Annotated in this window: 13 protein-coding genes; 1 reads left to right on the top strand and 12 read right to left on the bottom strand. The window is 45.2% G+C overall.

Annotation, left to right across the window (positions count from 1 at the left end; translation table 11 throughout):
* Positions 1–40 precede the first annotated feature (40 nt).
* The 6 genes from K401_RS0121010 to K401_RS0120975 all read right to left on the bottom strand — a co-directional run bounded on the left by K401_RS0121010 (position 41) and on the right by K401_RS0120975 (position 9,748).
* Positions 41–1,966: a PTS fructose transporter subunit IIABC gene (locus tag K401_RS0121010; protein ID WP_024294805.1), complete on the bottom strand. Its 1,926-nt coding sequence runs from the start codon at positions 1,964–1,966 to the stop codon at positions 41–43.
* The gene (gene pfkB / locus K401_RS0121005) at positions 1,966–2,883 is read right to left on the bottom strand and encodes a 1-phosphofructokinase (RefSeq protein ID WP_024294804.1); all 918 of its coding nucleotides are present in this window, start codon (positions 2,881–2,883) and stop codon (positions 1,966–1,968) included. Before pfkB ends, K401_RS0121010 begins: the two co-directional genes overlap by 1 nt.
* Positions 2,884–3,220: 337 nt before the next feature.
* Positions 3,221–5,299 (bottom strand): methyl-accepting chemotaxis protein, encoded by a 2,079-nt coding sequence (locus K401_RS31995; protein WP_024294803.1) that lies wholly within the window; start codon positions 5,297–5,299, stop codon positions 3,221–3,223.
* 590 nt (positions 5,300–5,889) lie between these two features.
* Positions 5,890–6,744: a MurR/RpiR family transcriptional regulator gene (locus K401_RS0120990; RefSeq protein WP_024294802.1), complete on the bottom strand. Its 855-nt coding sequence runs from the start codon at positions 6,742–6,744 to the stop codon at positions 5,890–5,892.
* Between the two features lie 95 nt (positions 6,745–6,839).
* On the bottom strand, positions 6,840–8,387 hold the full coding sequence (locus K401_RS0120985) for a metallophosphoesterase (RefSeq protein WP_024294801.1): 1,548 nt from the start codon (positions 8,385–8,387) through the stop codon (positions 6,840–6,842).
* Between the two features lie 188 nt (positions 8,388–8,575).
* Positions 8,576–9,748, bottom strand: a complete 1,173-nt coding sequence (locus K401_RS0120975; RefSeq protein WP_024294800.1) for an SAM-dependent methyltransferase — start codon at positions 9,746–9,748, stop codon at positions 8,576–8,578.
* 176 nt (positions 9,749–9,924) lie between these two features.
* On the opposite strand from K401_RS0120975, the gene K401_RS0120965 reads away from it, so the two are divergent.
* Positions 9,925–10,857, top strand: a complete 933-nt coding sequence (locus tag K401_RS0120965) for a DMT family transporter (protein WP_024294799.1) — start codon at positions 9,925–9,927, stop codon at positions 10,855–10,857.
* On the opposite strand, the gene K401_RS0120960 is transcribed toward K401_RS0120965, so the two are convergent.
* From K401_RS0120960 to K401_RS0120925, 6 genes are all read right to left on the bottom strand, one after another.
* On the bottom strand, positions 10,781–11,422 hold the full coding sequence (locus K401_RS0120960; protein ID WP_051464065.1) for a 4'-phosphopantetheinyl transferase family protein: 642 nt from the start codon (positions 11,420–11,422) through the stop codon (positions 10,781–10,783). The two genes, K401_RS0120965 and K401_RS0120960, sit on opposite strands and share 77 nt — an antisense overlap.
* Before the next feature lie 18 nt (positions 11,423–11,440).
* A complete protein-coding gene (locus K401_RS0120955; RefSeq protein ID WP_024294797.1) occupies positions 11,441–12,088 on the bottom strand; it encodes an MBL fold metallo-hydrolase in 648 nt (215 codons plus the stop codon).
* A 153-nt stretch (positions 12,089–12,241) separates the two neighbouring features.
* Positions 12,242–13,297, bottom strand: a complete 1,056-nt coding sequence (locus K401_RS33955) for a GNAT family N-acetyltransferase (RefSeq protein WP_084492953.1) — start codon at positions 13,295–13,297, stop codon at positions 12,242–12,244.
* A gap of 171 nt (positions 13,298–13,468) precedes the next feature.
* On the bottom strand, positions 13,469–14,764 hold the full coding sequence (eno, locus tag K401_RS0120940; RefSeq protein WP_024294795.1) for a phosphopyruvate hydratase: 1,296 nt from the start codon (positions 14,762–14,764) through the stop codon (positions 13,469–13,471).
* 353 nt (positions 14,765–15,117) lie between these two features.
* Positions 15,118–16,473 (bottom strand): NCS2 family permease, encoded by a 1,356-nt coding sequence (locus tag K401_RS0120935; RefSeq protein ID WP_024294794.1) that lies wholly within the window; start codon positions 16,471–16,473, stop codon positions 15,118–15,120.
* A gap of 360 nt (positions 16,474–16,833) precedes the next feature.
* Complete coding sequence (locus K401_RS0120925) at positions 16,834–17,076, bottom strand: RDAC family protein (protein WP_024294793.1); 243 nt, start codon at positions 17,074–17,076, stop codon at positions 16,834–16,836.
* Between the last annotated feature and the right edge of the window lie 6 nt (positions 17,077–17,082).

Raw genomic sequence — 17,082 nt, 5'->3', positions numbered from 1 at the left:
CCGAAGAACCTGCCATCCGGGGTATAATTAATTTTGCAAATCAAAGCTCTGTTTCCAGATTCTTCTTTAAAGCCGCTAACACAAGGCAGCCTGCAGCAGAACCGATAATAACGGCCAGCAGGTATCCAAAAGGATTTCCAATGGTAGGAAGGACAAAGATACCGCCATGGGGGGCACGAAGGGTGCAGCCAAGAGCCATGGAAAGACCGCCTGCTACTGCGGAACCTATGATACAGGAAGGAATTACGCGGATCGGGTCGGCAGCTGCAAAGGGAATAGCTCCCTCGGAAATAAAGGACAGACCCATAATATAGTTGACCAGACCTGACTGGCGCTCTTTCTCCGTGAATTTGTTCTTAAAAAATGTGGTGCAAAGGGCAACGGCGATGGGCGGAACCATACCGCCTGCCATAACAGCCGCCATAATGTCAAAGTTACCTTCTGCCAGCTGAGCCGTACCGAATACATAAGCAGCCTTGTTCACAGGACCGCCCATGTCCACAGACATCATGCCTCCCACGACAGCGCCCAGGATGATCTTGCTGGTGCCGCCCATGCCGTTTAACAGGCCTGTGAGTCCGTCATTAATTGCGCCTACGAAAGGATTGATAAAGGTGGTTACCACGGCTACAAGGAAAATACCGATCAACGGATATAAAAGGACAGGCTTGATTCCTTCCAGGGACTTCGGAAGCTTGCTGAATGCCCTTTTAAGCATGATCACAATGTATCCGCCGATAAAACCAGCTAACAGGGCTCCAAGGAAACCGGAGTTCACACTTCCGCCTCCCGGATTTGCAAAGGTAGCACCCATTTTTGCAATCAGTCCCCCTACAAATCCCACTGCCAGGCCGGGACGGTCTGCAATGCTCATGGCGATATATCCAGCCAGGACCGGAAGCATCATTCCAAATGCCTGCTCTCCAATGGTCTTTAAGTAAGCGGCCAGAGGTGTGTTCTTACCAAAGTTAGAAGGATCAATGGAATAATCATCAAACAGGAAGGCCAGGGCAATGAGAATTCCTCCGCCGATAACAAAGGGAAGCATGTGGGAAACGCCGTTCATTAAATGCTTATAGATGGAACGGCCGGCACTTTCCTGGTCCCCGCTTTCTGAGGAAGAGGCTGCCCCTGAATGATGGTAAACAGGAGTCTCCTGGCTAACCGCTCTCTTGACTAAGTCTTCTCCCTTTTGGATTCCTTCCGTAACAGTGGCCATAACCACCCGCTTTCCGTCAAAGCGGGCCATATCCACCTTTTTATCCGCCGCTATGATGATTCCGTCTGCCCCGGCGATTTCCTCTCTTGTCAGGGCATTGCCGACTCCTTCTGCCCCGTTGGTTTCCGCCTTAAGAGGGATACCCAGCTTTTTCCCCTGCTGCTCTAAGTTCTCGGCAGCCATAAACGTATGGGCAATTCCCGTAGGGCAGGCAGTCACTGCCAGAACCCTGTAACCATTCTGGACCTTTGCAGCGCTTTCTGGTTTTTCTTCTTTTTTCTTCTGATACCGTTCTGATTCTTTATCATCAATGAGCCGTAAAAATTCTTCCTTTGATTTGGCCTTTATTAAATCACTCTTAAAATCCGGATCCATAAGAAGAGTGGAAAGTCTGGATAACGCCTCAAGATGAACGTCAGCCTCTCCCTCCGGAGCCGCGATCATAAACAGCAAATTGGCAAGAGAACCGTCAAAAGCCTGGTAATCCACTCCCTCCGGCACCACTATGGCAGAAAGGCCCGGCTCCTTAACAGCAGCTACCTTTGCATGGGGAATGGCGATTCCGTCACCAACCGCCGTACTTCCCAGTGCTTCTCTTGCCAGGATCCCTTCCTTGTATCCGGCCGTATCCTTAAGCCTTCCGCCGGCTTCCATTAAACCAACCAGCTTATTAATGGCCTCTTCTTTGCCGGAAACTTTTACTCCCAGCTCAATACTTTCCTTTTTCAACAACTCTGTGATTCTCATCAAAACCCCTCCTTTGATAATTCTTCATACAGCCTCATAATATCTTCCTTGCCTGCAAGCCCCTCTGAAAAAGCACTGGCGCTTCCTGCGGCACTTCCAAGGCGCAGTGCATGCTCAAAGCTGCCGTTTTCCATATAACCGGCAATAAATCCGGCCACCATGGAATCCCCTGCACCCACAGAATTCTTCACCTTTCCCTTTGGCACTCCCATCCGGAATACTTCCCCTTCTTCGGTAATCAGGATCGCTCCGTCTCCTGCCATGGAAACCAGCACATTTCTGGCTCCCTTTTCCTGAAGACGTTTTCCGTACTGGATGATCTCTCCAGGACTATGAAGGGTTACGCCGAACATCTCACCTAATTCATGATTGTTGGGCTTAATGAGGAAGGGATGGTAAGAAAGTACATTAATAAGCAGGTCCTTTGTTGCATCCACCACGATACGGACTCCTCTTCCGTCCAGAGTCTCCATGATCCGTTCATAGATGTCATCGTCAATGGACTTTGGAATGCTGCCGGATAAAACCAGCACATCCCCATGGGTTAAATGGTCCAGCTTTTCAAAAAGCAGCTGTACGTCTTCCCCGGTGATTTCAGGCCCCATGCCGTTAATCTCAGTCTCTTCCTGGGACTTAAGCTTCACATTGATCCTGGACAAACCCTTTTTGACACGGATAAAATCCGCCCCAAATCCAAGGCCCTTCACTCCCCGTTCAATCTCCTCGCCGGTAAATCCTGCCACAAAGCCAAGTGCGGTATTTTCATACCCCAAAGCCCATAAAACTGCAGATACGTTTAGTCCTTTTCCCCCATAATAGATGCTTTCCTGCTCAGTTCTATTGACTGCTCCCAGTGCGAAGTGATCTACCCTTACGACATAATCCAAGGCCGGATTAAATGTTACGGTGTAAATCATATGTCACCTCTCCTTTTATATATAAAATTTTATTTCTTCCCTCTTTTATAATATAATACGATTGCTTTATTTCGTCAATATCTTTCTTTAAGAAATGTTATTTCTTGAAGCATTTCAGGATTTTGCACAAATTTTCTATGATATTCAGAAGAAATGAACTGTTTTTTTATGCTGATTGTCTTTTTGAGTATTCCCTGATCAAGTTCAAAGTATTTACCCTTGTCTTCCAATCTTCCTTATTCCAACTTTTCGTGAGGATCATACGAAAAAAGCAGGTTTACATCGTCATCATAACATTGTGCAAACCTGCTGTCCATCTACTCTCTATGCAATTTTTTTAAGAAAACTTTTTCTTAATTGTATATCTGGCAATCTGTTCTTTGAGCATCTGAGCCTGTGCCGATAATTCCTGACTTGTAGCAGCGCTTTCCTCAGCGATAGCCGCATTGTTCTGAATAACATTTGAAATCTGTTCTATACCTGCTGTAACTTCTTCTAAAGACGAAAACTGCACATCAGCCTTTTTGGAAATTTCAGCTATATCCGAAATAATTTCTTTTGCTCCTGCTACAACATTTTCAAGGGAAGTTGCCGTGATCTCCGCAAATTTAGCGCCTTCCTGTACGGAATGAAGAGAACTTTCAATCAAAACAGTAGTATTCTTAGCTGCTTCCGCGCTCTTTGATGCAAGATTTCTTACTTCATCAGCTACAACTGCAAACCCCTTCCCTGCTTCTCCTGCTCTGGCGGCTTCCACAGCCGCATTAAGAGCCAGAATATTCGTCTGGAATGCGATATCCTCAATCGTCTTTATAATATTTCCGATCTGGCTTGAAGTTTCCGTTATATCAGCCATTGACTTAAGAAGCTCGCTCATCTGTTTATTGCTGTTTTCCAATTCTGTTCCAACCGTCTCCGCCTTATCATTGGCATTATTCGTGTGCACCGCACTTTCCTTGACCTGGCCGGTAATTTCCATAATTTTTGCGGAAAGCTCTTCCACAGAGCTTGCCTGCTCAATTGCCCCCTGGCTTAAGGACTGAGAACTGTCGGAAAACTGCTGGGCACCGGTTGCCACCTGTTCGGCAGCTATCTGCATTTCGTTAAAGGTATCATTTAGTGAATCTAAAATCCGGCATAAATCAAGCTTAATTCTATTAAAATCTCCTATGAATTCTTTTTCAATTGAAATATCCAGATTGCCTGAAGCCGCCTGCATAAGCACCTGTGAAATTTCATTGATATAGCCGCCCAATATTTCTGAGGTTTCCGTAAAGATTTTAGCCAGCATTCCTAATTCATCATTTTTATAAATGACGCTGCCATTGTCCTGTGAGAGATCACCGTTTCTCATCTTTTCGGCCAGACCCATTACAGAATCCACCGGAGCAAGGCCTTTCTTTAATGTCATTACACTGACCATTATCAGTACGGCTAAACCAATCATACCAATACCCGCCAACGCTAAGGTAATCGTTACTACTGAACTCATAGCTTCACTTTCATTCACCACAAAAGCGCTTGACCAGTTGACATCAGTCCCGGCTAAACGAAGTGTCTTATGAATGACCAATGCAGTTTTTCCATTAGAATAAGAATTTTTAATTTTGCCGGTTACCGATTCTCCGCTTGCGATTGCCTTTCCGATCTCTTCATAATCGGAAACAGATTGAGGCACGCTGCCAACAATTCCTTCGTCTACGGTGTGAGCCATGCAGGTGCCCTTGCTTGTAACAATATAGCTGTATGAGCTCTTATATCCTCCGTCTGCGTAATCCAGCCCTGCTATACTGGACACATCAATATCACAGTTTGCAACTCCTAAAAATTCACCGGCCTCATTTACAATAGGGCAGCTTAATGTGATCAGCCAAACGCTTTCACCTGTAGAAAGCTGGTACTCATATGGTTCTGTAACATGAGTCGATAAATTTTCCTTTGCGGGTAAATAATAATCTGCGTTTCCATATGTATCAAAATCATTTAAAACATCAAGTCCTGTGCCGGAGCCGTCACGGAAAACATAATAAGAAAGTCCGTCAGGTGTACCCTTCATAAATTTGTCTGGCTCAAACGCATAATATGCTGAAAATATCTTGTTATTATTTAATACCCCCTGTAAAGATTTTACCAGCATTTTATTTGCTTCTTCCTTGTTCAGTGTTTGATATCTCTGCACTTCCAAAGATAAGGCCTGGGAAAACACGAGCATGCTGTCCAAATAGGATAATACTTCTTTGGCATTGTCTTCTGCAATATAATTCAGCTCTTTCTCCGTCATTTTAGTTACGGTGGTGCTTGCCAACAGACTTAAGCAGGAACACATTGCAACAATAACGACCAAAATTATCATTGCCATCGTAATAGGTATTTTTACCGTAAGTCTGTTTTTCCATAGTATTTTTTCATTCTTCATCTTAATTTCCCCTTTTAACAATTATTTTCAGGCAATTATTAAATTGCCCTCCCATTGACTTTTCTGGTGTTTCTTACATCTTTTTCATAAATACCACAGGTTTCTTTAAACGACATCTTTTCTGAGTATCAGGGTATTTTCCTTGTCGGTATCCCTTTTCCCGGCTTTTCAAGAACTATATCGGCTCAGATGTGTTTCTTCATAAGTTTTCAGTTACACATTATAATCCCGGGATGATTGGGGCCCTTTAAAATCTCAGACAACCTATTCGTTTCAGCAGTGCCACAATCTGTCCATCAACAAAAGGGGATGAAGTTGACATGGAATGGTATTTCTTTTCCACACTCTGGCAGACATACAGATTTTTTGTGTCATCCTCAGTATAAACGCACCAGGTAAACTTGTCCACCAATGTACAGTAAAATGAAAGTAAACAATTGCTTAAAGATTTTTGGTTTAAACTGAATCATTTCCATTTGCATTATTGATCCTTTAGCCAGCGAAATCCAACAAAAAACCGGTGTCAGGGCTTAGATCCTGACACCGGTTTTTCTGCAATATGAACCGCCTGGTTCACCGGCAATGCTGATTTACTTTTTATCATCGGAAATAGCGATCTCATGACGCCTGATGCGGTCATGGGAATCCGTTTTGCTGACTGACAGAAACAGATATAATATTTCGATCACTGTCGTAGCCGACACTCTGGAAAAGCAGAACTCTCCCAAAAGGAGCTTTTCCCTGGTGGCCGTGGTAATATGGTAATCACAGGCCTGGCCAAGGGGAGAGGAAGCATTGTTTGTAATGGCGATGGTTGGCGTATGATTTTCCTTTGCAACCGCCACCAAGGTCATCAACCGCTTGGAAAAGCCGGAATTGGAAATGACGATGATGGCATCTTCTTCCCTTAAGTTGCAGGTATAGGCCATCTGGGTTTCCCAGATGGAGCCGGACACTGCAGGGATCCCCAGTTGGTTGAATTTAAAGGAACCATCCATGGCGACCGGTATGGTATTCCCTACTGCTACAAGCTGTACGGTCCTGGCATGCTCGATCACAGATAAGATCCGGTCTAACTCCCCTGGGTTCATCATGGATATGGTCTGGGTCAGTTCCGCCACCTTATTGGCCAGAATATTCTGCAGGGACTGAGAGATATTATCCCTGCTGATGTCATTGGATACTTCAATAGAATTGCCTCTTTCCTCTGCCACCTCTTTTGCCAGATTGATTTTCAGGTGATGAAAACCGTTAAATCCGCATCTCCTGCAGAATCTGGATACGGTCGCATCGCTGGTTCCGCTTGCAAGAGCCAGCTCTGCCACCGTCATATCGATTATTTCACTTTTATGCGCCAGGATATAATCCGCAATTTTTTTTTCCGCTTCAAAAAATGAATCGTAGAAAGAGCAGAGAACACCGGATACGCTAATATTTTCCTGCATAAGCAATCCACCTCGAACTTTGTGTAATATTATTTCATCATTATATCACGACATGAAATATATTGTAAAGGGGCTGCCTGCTTTTCCTCTCTGCTCTAATCCTTTTTCTCCAGCTCATATTCCCAGGTATTATGGTCATATCCCGTGTCCTTAAGGATCTTGCCGATCTCAGCAAACATCTGGCTGTCCGGCAGATTCCTCTGCCATAAGCGGAAAGCCTCCCCTGTGCGTACTTCTTTTGCATCAACAGGAACTCCTTCACAGTAAGCCTTGTTAATATCCCCATACAATCCTGCCATCTTTTCCACCTGCTCCTTGGGCAGGTTCTTAATTTTATTGGAAATCTGGCTGCTGACTACTTCCGTGAGAACTTTTGCCCCGTATTCCTTAAAGCGGAGGAGGTTGTCATCTAAAATCCCCTCTTCTTCTGCCCAGCCTTCCACATCCATTGCCCTGGTGTTATAAACCAGCCTTCCATCCTCCGTCCATTGGAGAACACCATATCGGCAGGGAGAAATGGCAATGGAGTCTGCAACCACTTCACTGATATGGTACGCCTCTTCACTCTCTCCCGGCTCAGGCTTATGCTTTTTCGTCCTCTGCAGGTGTAAGTGGCCGCTTATGTAAAGAGGAACCCGGAAGGATTCCAGAAGCTCAATGACATCCTGGCTGTTTTCAAGGGTACAGTCCGTTGGATAGAGGATGCTTTCCTTTAATAAGTTGTGATGAGCAATGGGAATTACGGTTATCCCTTTCTCCCTTGCCTCCTCAAGCTGATTTTCCATCCAGGTCAGGGTCTCTTCTTTGATCCTTCCTCCAACCTTGTTATAAGGTTCATACTGGGCGGAGTCAAGCATGAAAAGCCAGTTTTTTTCATCCAGCTCATAAACATAGCTTAAAGAATCCTCATCCCGGCTCTTTGCCTGGTCATATCCAAACCGGCGGTAAATGTCATAAAACTCCTGAGGATCTACCATATCCGCCGCTTCTCTTTCCTCTCCGAAATAGGTTGCTGAAGCATAGTTATTGATATCGTGGTTTCCGGGTATGACAAGTACTTTTACCCCCTTTTCTTCCAGGATCCCAAGTTTCTGCGCCAATGCTTCGTGGCCCGCCTTTTCCCCGTTAAGGGTCAAGTCTCCGCTTAAGATCACGGCAGAAGGCTGAAGCTCTTCCATCTCAGCTGTAAATGCGTCCATGAGCTGGGGAATGTAATTGACCAGTTTTCCATCGTCCCCCTCAAGCATTTCTTCAAAAGCTTCGCCGTAATCCGTAAGCTCCGGAGAATAGTAATGGACATCTGAAGCAACTACAATGACTGGAGGCTTGTATACCTCCGCCACTTCCTCTGTTTCTTCCTTTACAGGCATTTCCGTCCGCCCTTTTTTTCTGGTCTCGCTCCGGGTCTCCGGTTCTGTTCCTTCATCACTTATTTCTGTCTCAGGATTTATATGGTCTTCTTCACCGGTACTTTTCTCCTGCTCCTCTGGCCTTATGCTTTCTTCATATGGGGTATCGGAGGTTTCCTTCCTGTCACGGTTGGAGGTATCCAGATTATCCACGATCATGACAATTCCAAAGCACAGGAGAATCATGACCGTATAAATCAGGGCCAGGAGCCAGTTCTTTTTTCGTCTGTTCATGTTATTCCACAAAGATCCCTTTCCACTTCCTGTCAGTTTTATCCTATGGAATCATAACACGCTTTCCAGAATACGGCAACCTTTTCTCACAGGCAAAACAATGGGACATGCCCGGTCCTTTCCTGTCATTTATTTTATGATGCAAAAATCCGCCGCTGTCACGGACGGACAGCGCCGGATTTTCAAATTTATTCATACCATCTTGTCATTGGAAGATGGTTGTTTATCCCTTTTGATGAAAGAATCTGATGGAGATCAATGACCCCGTTATGAAAGGTGGCTGCACAGGCGTTTAAATACAAGTCCCACATCCTGGCGAACTCTGCTCCCATTTTCTCCTGGATCTCCGGAAGGTGGTCATTAAAATTCTGCTCCCACAAACGCAGGGTCCTGCAATAATGGCGGCGAAGGCTTTCCACGTCTAAGGTATAAAACTGATGGTCGCTTAAAATACTGATCATTTCCCGAAGGCTTGGAATGGTGCCTCCGGGAAAAATATATTTCTTCATCCACGGATCGCCGGGGTATTCCTTTAAGGCACTGATGTAGTGAAGAAGAAGCAAGCCTCCGGGATTTAATACTGCTTCCGCACTTTTTACGAACAGCCCGTAATTGTCCCTTCCCACATGCTCCAGCATGCCGACACTGACAACCCGATCAAAGGTCCTGTCCCAGCTTTTCAAATCCCGGTAATCCATTAGTTCCACCGAGACCCTGCCTGTCAGTCCCTCCTCTTTAATCCGTTCTTCAAATTTATTCTTCTGCTCTTTGCTTAAGGTAATTCCAACTCCCTGTACTCCATATTCCTTGGCAGCCCTGATCAGCAAATATCCCCAGCCGCAGCCGATATCCAGAAGGGTCATGTCCTTTTTTAAATACAGCTTCTTTAAGATCCTTTCCACCTTATTGCACTGGGCTTCGTATAAGGAATCATTTTCCGTCTTAAAATAGCCGCAGGAATAGCTCATGGTATCGTCAAGCCAAAGGCGGTAAAATTCATTGCCGATATCATAATGGGACGTGACTTCCTTCTCCTGATTCTTTTTAGACTGGGATGAAAAAATCAGTTTCTTAAGCTTTCCCTGGTCCACTGAAAATTTACCCATTTGGCCCAGGAAATGATTCAATGCATAAAAAAGGTCCCCTTCAATATCTAAGTTCCCTTTCATATAGGCCTCTCCCAGCGCCAAAGAAGTACTGGTCAGCAATTCCCTGCCCTCAATATCCTCTTTTAAGTTCACGATAAACGTTGGGTTCCCTTCCCCGATATGATAAGTCTTTCCATGAAGCTTAACGTCAAATGGGTGCTCATCAAATCTCTGAAGAAAGGAAATTAAAAAGTTGTCTGTCATGTTTTTCATGGCTTTTCCTCCAATCTGCTTTTCATTCCTTATGAGATTTTTACCCATTTTTCATGATTTCATAAGCTTTGTTTATGCAAAGCCCTGTTTTTTGCCCCATCAGGGCCATTCCGCAAGACTTTTCTTTTGATCTGTGTTAAAATTTATACAAAAATCACTTACAGGAGCAGACGATCATGAACAAGCAGAATCATTTATACGGACACCTGGCCGCCGGATTTTCCATTTTCGTATGGGGAACCACCTTTATTTCCACCAAAGTTCTTCTTGAGGCCTTTACCCCTCTTGAAATTCTGTTCTTCCGTTTTCTCATTGGCTATGGAGCCCTGTGGCTGGCTTGTCCCCGCCTTTTGCGGACAAAAAGCCGCAAGCAGGAAGCCCTTTTCGCAGCCGCCGGAATATGCGGTGTAACCTTGTATTTCCTCATGGAAAACTTTGCCCTTACCTATACGCTTGCTGCCAACGTCAGCGTGATCATAGCCGTGGCTCCGTTTTTTACAGCTTTGTTTGACTGGCTGTTCCTAAAAGGAGAAAAACCCGGCCCCCGTTTTCTGGCCGGATTTATAACTGCGATCATGGGCATTATCCTGATCAGCTTCCAGAGAGCCTCCGGCATGAAGCTGAATCCAAAGGGAGACCTTTTGGCACTGGCCGCCGCCGTCACCTGGGCCGCCTACTCCGTAATCACAAAAAAAATAGGAGAATTCGGCCATGGGACCGTTGAAACAACAAGGCGCATTTTCTTCTACGGCCTTCTGTTCATGGTTCCCGCATTGGCAATTCTCCCCTTTAATCTCGGCTTTTACCGCCTTGCCGATACAAAGAACTTGCTTAATATCCTGTTTTTAGGCCTGGGTGCTTCCGCCCTCTGCTTTGCCACCTGGAACTTTGCCGTAAAGGAGCTGGGCACTGTTAAAACCAGCGTCTACATCTATGCAGTCCCGGTGATCACCGTGATCTCGTCCATGCTCTTATTAAGCGAGCGCATCAGCTTCCAGTCTGCCTGCGGAATCGTGCTGACCCTGGCAGGGCTTATGGTTTCCGAAAGCAAGGCTCAGTCCCAGAGATTCCGCCTTCGGTGGAAAAAACAAGGTTCTGCTCAAAATTAATTTCTTCATCTCCCAGGGCGCATATGGAAAGGACATATTCCCCCTCCACCATGGTCTGCTGAAAGGATGCTCCGGAAATTGAGCATACCGGCAGAGAGTCCCCCTTCCACTCAAAGGAAATGCCGGTGAGAGGTACGGTGATGCCCCAGCCCACTGCCTTAAGATAGCTTTCCTTTAGTGTCCATATCCGGAAGAAGTATTGGGAATGCTCCTCCTCCGGCAGTTCCTCCATGCGGAGTCTTTCGGCATCAGAAAAGACCCTCCTTAAGATATTGTTCCGGAAGGGCCGTATCCGTTCCACATCGATTCCCAGCTCCTTATCCCCGATTCCGCAGGCCACCATGCCATCCGTATGGCTGATATTATAATGGATATGGGGAAAGTCCTTAAGATAAGGCTTTCCGTGCTCCCCTTTCAGAATCACCGGATGATCCTGTGCTCCCGGGCCAATTCCATATAAATCCCTTAAACCCATGTGAAGAAGCTCTTTTCCCAGCTCATGCTCCAGTTCCCGTTTTTTCCTTCCATAGGCTGTCTCATACCTTGCCAGATAAATCCGTACCATACCGCTTTTAACCTTTATCTAAATTCCTGCCCTGTTCCAAGCCCGGTTTTCCACCGGACTTCCATGGCCGAAATATACCTTTCTCGCGCCAAGAGCGCTGATCTTCTCCGCACTTTTTATCATCTCCCCCCTGTCCCAGTAAACCATGGACAGACCAGGATAAAACATATTCATCAATGCATCACCCACAATGACGCTTTTTCCATCAATATCAATTCCTATGGACCCTTTGGTATGTCCCGGAAGTTCCATGATCCTGGCATTGATCCCGTAATCCTTCAGCCGGTCTCCCTCTTTCAAAAAAAATTCCGGGAAAAACTCCGGTATCCGGTCTGATTCATAGCTTTTCTCCGAAACCTCAGCAACCACCATTCCCAGAAATCCCTGATAATGAAGGGGCTCTGCAGCATTGTCCTTTATCAGGTCTAAATCCTGCATATGCAGAGCGACCGGAACGCCCAATGCCTTCTTAAGATAAGCCGTATTCTGTACATGGTCTACATGACCATGGGTGAGCAGGATCAGCTCTACCTTTGTTTTTCTGCACTGAGCCAGTATTTTTTCTTCCGATCCATTCCTTCCTGTATCCACCAGAATGGCTCTTCCATGTTCTTCGATCAGATAGATGTTTACGCTTCCGCATCTGATCCGTTTTATTTCTGCCATCTATTTTCATCTCTCTTTCAAATACATTTACTTCTGCAGGCAATGGGCAGGCCACAGGAATGCTTGTATTCCTGTATCCGGAAAGTGCTGCAGGGGTCATAACACTATTGTTCATTGTATTGAAAGAAGGCCTTGTATATTCCCGATTTTCCCCTATCTTTTTCTGTATATGCAGTCTATCACTCCGTTTTCCGTTTCAGAGGATACCAGCTTTAAAAGGATCTGCTTTCCCGTCTTTTCAAACAGCCGGACACCTCCGCCAAGAAGCACCGGCATAAGGGTGAGATGGTATTCATCAATGAGATCCTTTTCCATCAGCTGATTGACCAGCTGTGCTCCTCCGCAGATCCAGACAGCCTTTCCCTCCTTTTTCTTTAAGCCGGAAAGAAGAGTATCAAGCGGTTCCCCGGTAAACCGGATTCCGGTCCTGTCTTCCATTTCCCTATGGGTCAAAACCCAGGTTTCCTTTCCAGGATATGGCCAGGCTTCCGGAGAAAGTTCCGTAACTACCTGCCGGTAAGTGCGGTATCCCATAATGACCGTATCCACCTGCTTCTCAAACCGTCCATAGCCGTAATCCCCCTTGTAGGCCTTGTCCTGACCGCCCAGCCAGTCCACTCCGCCTGCCTCATCTGCAATATATCCATCCAGGCTGACCGCAATATATAAGATTACCTTCCGATCCAGCACATATTCCAGCTGGCAGTCGTAAGGCTCTCTTTCCACGTGTTCCCTGCTGCATTCCATGGCCTCTTCGCAGCCCATGGACTTATAAAATGCCTGGGTCTCCACAGAAGAGTGAGAGGAGATATAAAGCTTTCCTGCCCCCTGAATCCTTGCCCATTGGGCCGCCATTTGAAAAAGCCTGCTGCCCGCCTTCCTGCCCCTTAAGTCCCGGGACACATGAAGGCTGGAAAGATCAAGGTACTGCCCCTCCATTCCCAAAGGAACGCCTTCCACGGAAGCAAAGCCCTTTAATTTTCCTTCCAGAAAACAGCCAAAGACAACGCCTCCTGTTGTGACGGTATGTTTCAGGCATTTTACCAATACCTCATATTCCTCGCCCTTCCATTGCTCCGTAAATGAATTCTGCTTAATCACCCAGATCCCGTTTTCCTTCCGCCAGCATTCCCTTACTTCCTGGAAACGGTCAAAATCATTAAAAAGCTCTATGTTCAGTTCTTCTTCCATTAATTCTCTAAATTCCATGAAATGTCTCCTCTTTGGACTTCTTATGGCTTATAGCATATCATCCTTTGCCTCTTTCATCAATTGCTTTTCCAATGGGGAATAAGGAGGTTCATTCACAGGACCTTGTTTATATAAAAAAGGCCCGGCAGGTTTCAAATATCAGACCTGCCGGGCTTTCCCTATTTTTTATTATCTCCGGATCCGGAATGCTTCCATTCCCGGATAAACTGCACTTTCTCCTAACTCTTCTTCAATACGGAGCAGCTGGTTATATTTTGCCACACGCTCGCTTCTGCTTGGCGCACCTGTCTTGATCTGGCAGGTATTAAGAGCCACCGCAAGATCTGCAATGGTGGTATCTTCCGTTTCACCGGAACGGTGGGAAACAATGGCTGTATAACCTGCGCTGTGGGCCATCTTAATCGCCTCAAGAGTCTCTGATACGGAACCGATCTGGTTAAGCTTGATCAGAATGGAGTTGCCGCATCCGTCTAAGATTCCTCTCTTTAAACGCTCTGTATTGGTAACAAATAAGTCGTCGCCAACCAGCTGGATCCTTTCGCCCAAAGCTTCCGTAAGCTTTTTCCAGCCTTCCCAGTCTTCTTCATCAAGAGCATCCTCAATGGAATAAATGGGGTACTTATCACACAGCTTTTTCCAGTGCTCAATCAGTTCCTCTGAAGTAAAGTGTTTGCCGCCCTTGGGAAGGACATACTCTCCCTTTTTCTCTCCCTTCCATTCACTGGAAGCTGCGTCCATGGCCAGGACGAAATCACGTCCAGGCTCATAGCCTGCCTTTCTGATGGCCTCAAGAATCAGCTCAATGGCCGCTTCATCACTGTCCAGATCAGGAGCAAAACCGCCTTCATCTCCTACAGCGGTAGCCAGTCCTTTTGACTTTAATATGGAAGCCAGGCAGTGGAACACTTCCGTACACCATCTTAAGCCCTCTTTAAAGCTGGAAGCGCCTGCAGGCATGATCATGAACTCCTGCACATCTACCGTATTGGCTGCATGAGCACCGCCATTTAAAATATTCATCATAGGAACCGGAAGACGGTTTCCGGATATTCCGCCTAAGAAACGATAAAGAGGGATTCCCATGCTGATAGCCGCTGCTCTGGCACAGGCAATGGATACTGCCAGAATGGCATTGGCACCCAGTCTGGATTTATCCTTTGTCCCATCTGCGGAAAACATCGCCTGGTCAATGGCATAAATGTCGGAGGCATCCATTCCTGTGATTGCGTAATGAATCACTGTGTTGATGTTATGAACCGCATTTAAAACGCCCTTTCCTCCAAAGCGGGCCTTGTCCCCATCCCGAAGCTCCAGAGCCTCAAATTCACCGGTAGAAGCGCCGCTGGGAGCCGCTCCTCTGGCAATGGTCCCATCCGCTAAATGTACCTCAGCCTCTACGGTAGGATTTCCTCTGGAATCAATAATTTCTCTTCCTATTACTTTTTCAATCTCCAGATAATTCATCATTTTTTCTCCTTTTCTTTTAAATGGCTTCACTATAGAAGGAATCCTTTAGGGGAATTCTTTCCAGTATCCACGTTTTTATCATTGATTATTGCACAGGGAATGCTGTCATGCTTTCCCGGAAGCTGCCATCTCATTTCAAATCAAAAAATGCGCCGCCAACACAGCCATACTTCATTAATATGGCTTATTCCCTAACTTTTATGAGTTAGTTACTCCTAATTCATGACATGATCATAACACATTTTTCCAGAAATTTCAACACTGACACTGATAATTATTACTAACTTTACTATAAAAAAACTTCTGCCCCTGCTTTATACAGAGACAGAAGCTTTAGACTTCTTTAGAAATTACAGAAACGCCTGTAATATAAAATTTATAACAAAGAGAATTGTCGCCACTACAATAATAGGATTCAGTTCATTTGCCTTCTTCTTGCAGATCTTTACAATGCAGTAGAAAATAAATGCTGCCGCAATACCGTAAGAAATGCTGTAGCAAAGTGCCATAAACACACCGGCAAAGAAAGCAGGAATCGCTTCTTCCAACTGAGTCCACTCAATCTCCTTAAATGACGAAATCATCATACAGCCAACAATAACAAGAGCAGGCGCTGTTGCCACAGATGGAACTGCACTGATAAAGGAGGACAAGAATGCACTTAAGGCAAAACAAACTGCTACAACTACGGAAGTAAGGCCGGTACGTCCGCCGGCTCCGATGCCAGCTGCACTTTCCACATAGGTAGTCGTGTTTGAAGTACCAAAAATGGCACCAATGGAAGTTGCTGTGGCATCTGCAAACAGCGCTTTATCCATCTTGGAAGAGAACCCTTTGCCTGATTCTAAGGAGGCTTCATCTTCCGCGCTGAAGATTCCGCTTCTGCGGCCTGTTCCAATGAACGTTCCGATTGTATCAAATGTATCGGATAGGCTGAAAGAGAAAATGGTTATTAATACCAGGGGAAGCTTAGCCATATCACCAAACAAAGAAGGAAGTCCGTCTGCCGTAAAAATTACTCCAAACGTGGTTGGAAGCACTGCCAAAGCTTCTGAAAAATTTACGGTATCTCCTGTTTTTGTAATGCCTAACGGAATACCGATCAAAGTCGTTAAAATTATACCGATTAAAATACCGCCTTTTACATTCAATACAGTCAATACAATAATTAACACAAGACCTATAATAAATAAAACAAGAGCTTTTGTTGCAATCACAGACATTGCAGGAACCCCTGCCTCAAAATTGATAGCACCTGCATTTAAAAGACCTATGTATGCAATAAAGATGCCGATGCCTCCGCCAATGGCGTTCTGCAAGCTTGTTGGAATGGCTTTGATGATGTACTTACGGATCCTGGTCACTGTGATTAAAATATTAAGAAGACCACAGATGAAAACCATTGACAAAGCCTGCTGCCATGTAAATTTCAATCCAAAACAAACAGTGTAAACAAAAAATGCATTTAATCCCATACCCGGAGCCTGAGCATATGGTACATTAGCTACAAGGCCCATAATTAAAGTACCAATAATAGCAGAAATGATGGTTGCCAAAAATACTGCTCCCCACTCCATACCTGCCTGGCTTAACGTATTAGGATTAACGACAATGATGTACGCCATAGCAAAAAATGTGGTGATCCCGGCTATAATCTCAGTTGTGACATTTGTTCCATTTTCCTTAAGCTTAAAAAACTGCTCCATGATAAAACTCCTTTTTCATTTTATTTTACGAGACTGATGTTTCTTAATTACTACTAGATTATAACTGGTTCTTCCATTTTCTTCAATTAAATTTAATAAAATTTTAAGATTCTACTCATTATTTTTATTAATCTCATTAATTAGTATGCTTAATATAAAAGAGATATTCATTAATGCCGCTTATTCAAGATGAGCCATCAGGGGAGGCAGACAGGCCCAGCCCGGGCTCCCGGGACATTCATAGCTGTCGTTTGGATGTTTAAAAACCCATGAAAGCGTACTTCTCCATAAAGCAAAATGCCGGAGAAGTACAGAGGAATCTTTTTCCTTTGCACTTCTCCGGCATCCATGCCCACCGAATTACAACAGCCAGAAGTCAGTTTTATCCTTTCCGTATTCCAGACGAAACCGGAGTCCGGCAAAGAACTCCTCTAAAGCCTTATAAAGCTCCTCCCATTGTTCCCTGCCGTTTTTGTTATTTAAGGATTGGATCCAGCAGGACTGTTTCCCGCAGGCGTCCCTTAAATGGATCTTAAATTCCAGGCCCTTGCTCCTGATCCATTCATTGCATTCCAAAATTTCGGTGATGGATACAATTTTCATATATGC

The sequence above is a fragment of the Lacrimispora indolis DSM 755 genome (assembly GCF_000526995.1).
Taxonomy (GTDB): domain Bacteria; phylum Bacillota; class Clostridia; order Lachnospirales; family Lachnospiraceae; genus Lacrimispora; species Lacrimispora indolis.
This window is presented reverse-complemented; position numbering and strand designations above follow the sequence as displayed.

What these genes read in the sequence shown, in the direction of transcription:
- K401_RS0120985 (WP_024294801.1), bottom strand. Translation starts at nt 8,387, where the DNA reads ATGAACAGACGAAAAAAGAACTGGCTCCTGGCCCTGATTTATACGGTC.
- K401_RS0121010 (WP_024294805.1), bottom strand. Translation starts at nt 1,966, where the DNA reads ATGAGAATCACAGAGTTGTTGAAAAAGGAAAGTATTGAGCTGGGAGTA.
- K401_RS0120990 (WP_024294802.1), bottom strand. Translation starts at nt 6,744, where the DNA reads ATGCAGGAAAATATTAGCGTATCCGGTGTTCTCTGCTCTTTCTACGAT.
- K401_RS0120960 (WP_051464065.1), bottom strand. Translation starts at nt 11,422, where the DNA reads ATGGTACGGATTTATCTGGCAAGGTATGAGACAGCCTATGGAAGGAAA.
- eno (WP_024294795.1), bottom strand. Translation starts at nt 14,764, where the DNA reads ATGAATTATCTGGAGATTGAAAAAGTAATAGGAAGAGAAATTATTGAT.
- K401_RS33955 (WP_084492953.1), bottom strand. Translation starts at nt 13,297, where the DNA reads ATGGAATTTAGAGAATTAATGGAAGAAGAACTGAACATAGAGCTTTTT.
- K401_RS0120925 (WP_024294793.1), bottom strand. Translation starts at nt 17,076, where the DNA reads ATGAAAATTGTATCCATCACCGAAATTTTGGAATGCAATGAATGGATC.
- pfkB (WP_024294804.1), bottom strand. Translation starts at nt 2,883, where the DNA reads ATGATTTACACCGTAACATTTAATCCGGCCTTGGATTATGTCGTAAGG.
- K401_RS0120955 (WP_024294797.1), bottom strand. Translation starts at nt 12,088, where the DNA reads ATGGCAGAAATAAAACGGATCAGATGCGGAAGCGTAAACATCTATCTG.
- K401_RS0120975 (WP_024294800.1), bottom strand. Translation starts at nt 9,748, where the DNA reads ATGAAAAACATGACAGACAACTTTTTAATTTCCTTTCTTCAGAGATTT.
- K401_RS0120935 (WP_024294794.1), bottom strand. Translation starts at nt 16,473, where the DNA reads ATGGAGCAGTTTTTTAAGCTTAAGGAAAATGGAACAAATGTCACAACT.
- K401_RS0120965 (WP_024294799.1), top strand. Translation starts at nt 9,925, where the DNA reads ATGAACAAGCAGAATCATTTATACGGACACCTGGCCGCCGGATTTTCC.
- K401_RS31995 (WP_024294803.1), bottom strand. Translation starts at nt 5,299, where the DNA reads ATGAAGAATGAAAAAATACTATGGAAAAACAGACTTACGGTAAAAATA.